The sequence below is a fragment of the Foetidibacter luteolus genome (assembly GCF_009650435.1).
Taxonomy (GTDB): Bacteria; Bacteroidota; Bacteroidia; order Chitinophagales; family Chitinophagaceae; genus Foetidibacter; species Foetidibacter luteolus.
Genome location: NZ_VVIP01000006.1, coordinates 3,680 through 6,609, shown reverse-complemented (window position 1 = coordinate 6,609; position 2,930 = coordinate 3,680). Strand labels below are relative to the sequence as shown.

Genomic DNA, 2,930 nt, shown 5'->3' with positions numbered 1-2,930 from the left:
CAAATGGATGAAAGAATCTTATGTGCAGGTAACGCCCAAAAGCAGCATAGGCAAAGCGCTTGCCTACAGCATAGAGCGATGGAAGAAGCTTTGCATCTATACTACTAATGGTATGCTTTGCATCGACAACAACCCTGTAGAAAATAGTATTAGGCCCATAGCCATCGGTCGTAAAAATTATCTCTTTGCAGGCAGCCACGATGCCGCACAGGAAAGTGCAATGATCTATTCGTTACTCGGCACCTGCAAACTTCATAAAATCAACCCGTGGGAGTGGCTCAAAGACATCCTCACCCGTTTGCCAGACCATCCCATCAATAAAATAAAGGAACTGCTGCCACACAACTGGCAGCAGTAAAATTAGATCCGGCGTTTTTCTTTACCAATATGTACTTGCTGGCTGGGATACGTTAGCAGCAACTTTAACAGACATCTCGTTTAAATTCAAAAAAATTGTTACCAGCAGAAATCCAATACTTGTTAGACAACTATGATGCGGAGGACATAAACCTATCAATAAACAAAGCAGACTATTCTGGTGAGACTCCTCTCATAGGTTTAACGGTCCATGAAACAGACGCTCCGCCTCAAACTTGGACACTTGAAATTATTGGACACAGAGCCAGCGAACTTTCGTTTACTTTTTATATCACTGACACGACAATTCTTATAACGGATGACCATCCATTATTATGGCAATATTCTGACTTTCAAAGTGAGTTATATTTTAATGGCTCAAGTACCGACATATATAAAATTGTTTCGGAACTAAACCAAATTGACTTTGAATTATTTGGCAAATATCAAAACCCAAGTGAACAACTCTATGTATTGTTGCGAACATCAAACGGTTCGTTAGGAAAAGGCTCAAAGAAGTTATTGACAAAGTATGCTGAATGCCTGAACAGAAACGGCATTAAGACTTCAATGGTCGGCGGTTATTCGCCTTCTTATTTCGATGGAAAAAATACAATGCAAGGCGAGACACTTAAGATATTTTTGTTTGGAGGCTCTTATATTGTTGGACAAGACTTTATCTTTAGTAAAAGTACCTAACAAAGCTGCTGCTAACATTGCATTGGCAATATGGCGGGGCGAGGAATATATTCTCAGCTTTTTGTTCGCTAATCGGCTTCGGTTTCGGCAGACGGATAACACCGAGCAGCAGAATAAACAATGATCTTTTGTACCTTTAATCAGCAGCGGCTCCAGGCTGACGGAACACAGAATACCGCCACATCGCCAATGCTTCAACGTAAGCAGCCATTTTTAGGACAGACACCGTGAACACATTTGAACAACTCAGAGGCAGACAAATAAGCAAAGTTTTGCGGTTGGACACAGGTGAAGATTTTCCACCGTTATCTTTTCCTCTTGCAATTTTTGTTATGCTGGACAATAATTCTGGACTTTTTATCGGTTTTGGTTTTCACAGCGAGACAACAGAGCTAAACTATATGACACTTGCTGACCTTGAGGATTATTACGGGACAGAATACGGCGAGAGTTGCTTGAGTAATTTGAAAAATGACGACCCATTGAATAAACTTGTAGGACAAAAAATTAAGTCTTTAAAAGTTGGGCAATTCCAAGACGACAAAATACAGGGTGACACTTTCGTAATTAAGTCAGGACAATATGCAGGTGTAATCCTTGACGTTGACAATAATAAAGTGACAATTTATTCAACAAAGAATGGCGGACAAATTTTGTTTGACACGGAAGAACTATTCCCTAACAAACAAAGTTGGGTTTTGACATAAAACGGCTGCTTACATTGCATTGGCAATATGGCGGGGCGACGAATATATTCTCAGCTTTTTGTTCGCTACTCAGCTTCGGTTTCGGCAGACGAATAACACCGAGCAGCTGAATAAACAATGAGCTTTGTATCGTTAATCAGCAGCGGCACCGGGCAGACAGAACAAAGAATACCGCCACATCGCCAATGCTTTAACGTTGTGTGCTACTATATGAGACAGACCCTAACTACAATAATATTAGTCTTAGCGACCCTTACTGCAAAAGCTGACTTGCCAGGACCAGCTTACCAATACGACCTTTATTCACAAAACAAGAGCTTTTACTATAAGTCAATTCCATTCTACAACTACGACCAGACAAATTTTGGGAAGACGATTGTTTACGATGCTAAGACAAAAAAGAGGTTGTATCAAATTGACAACTATCTGCCTCGTCAAGCTTTTCTGAGTAATAACGGTAAATCGCTTATCACGACAAGATATTGGATGTGGGGACATGATAACTTTGACGACCAAGAGCTCATTGAATTTTATGTGAATGGGAAAAAATCAAAGAAGTACTTTGTAAAGGACTTAATAAGCGACAGGTCAAAACTTCAATTTACTTCATCACATACTCTATGGTATGATGATATGTTTATTTACAATGACACACTATTTGTGTTGACCTTAGATGATAAGGCAATACTTATTGACGCCAACAAGACTGAAATCATTGGAAGAAAAGACAAATCATTTGTGACGAAGCGGTTCGACTTGAAAAAGCTTCCTCAACTGAAATCGGTGGTGTACGATAAAATAAAATATCCAGAAGGTTATCAGTTTCCAGATTTGATTACGGGAAGGAAGTTTAGGACTGAGTTAATCAAAGGTTTAAACAAGACCGAAGTAAAAGACTACGATAGCTGCAAATTCTATATTATGGTTTATGGAGCTATTGACAGGAAAGGCCATTGTGATATTTTCTTACTATCTGCAAGTATAAATAAGAGTGACAAAGATGACCCACTATGGAAAAAGCAAGTTGCAGATTGGGTAACAAGGCAAAAGTACAAGACTGACCTCATTCCAATTAACTGCGACAAATGGGTTTTTCAGGAATTCTTTTATCTCAAGTGACGAATAGCAGCACACAACAGGCAGTTTTGCGTCAGCAGGGGGCGACGA

General features: G+C 39.6%; 4 protein-coding genes. All 4 read left to right on the top strand.

Annotation, left to right across the window (positions count from 1 at the left end; genetic code table 11):
- Positions 1-358: IS66 family transposase (locus F0364_RS01875; protein ID WP_207632469.1), on the top strand; the 358-nt coding region annotated here is incomplete at its 5' end.
- A 95-nt stretch (positions 359-453) separates the two neighbouring features.
- Complete coding sequence (locus tag F0364_RS01870) at positions 454-1,056, top strand: hypothetical protein (protein ID WP_153796054.1); 603 nt, start codon at positions 454-456, stop codon at positions 1,054-1,056.
- A 278-nt stretch (positions 1,057-1,334) separates the two neighbouring features.
- Entirely contained in the window at positions 1,335-1,763 is a 429-nt protein-coding gene (locus F0364_RS01865; RefSeq protein ID WP_153796053.1) for a hypothetical protein, read from the top strand.
- Between the two features lie 117 nt (positions 1,764-1,880).
- Positions 1,881-2,882, top strand: coding sequence for a hypothetical protein (locus F0364_RS01860; protein ID WP_153796052.1), 1,002 nt, complete (start codon positions 1,881-1,883; stop codon positions 2,880-2,882).
- Positions 2,883-2,930: the final 48 nt, after the last annotated feature.

Excerpts from the sequence above, each read along its gene's own strand:
- F0364_RS01860 (WP_153796052.1), top strand. The coding sequence starts at position 1,881 with ATGAGCTTTGTATCGTTAATCAGCAGCGGCACCGGGCAGACAGAACAA.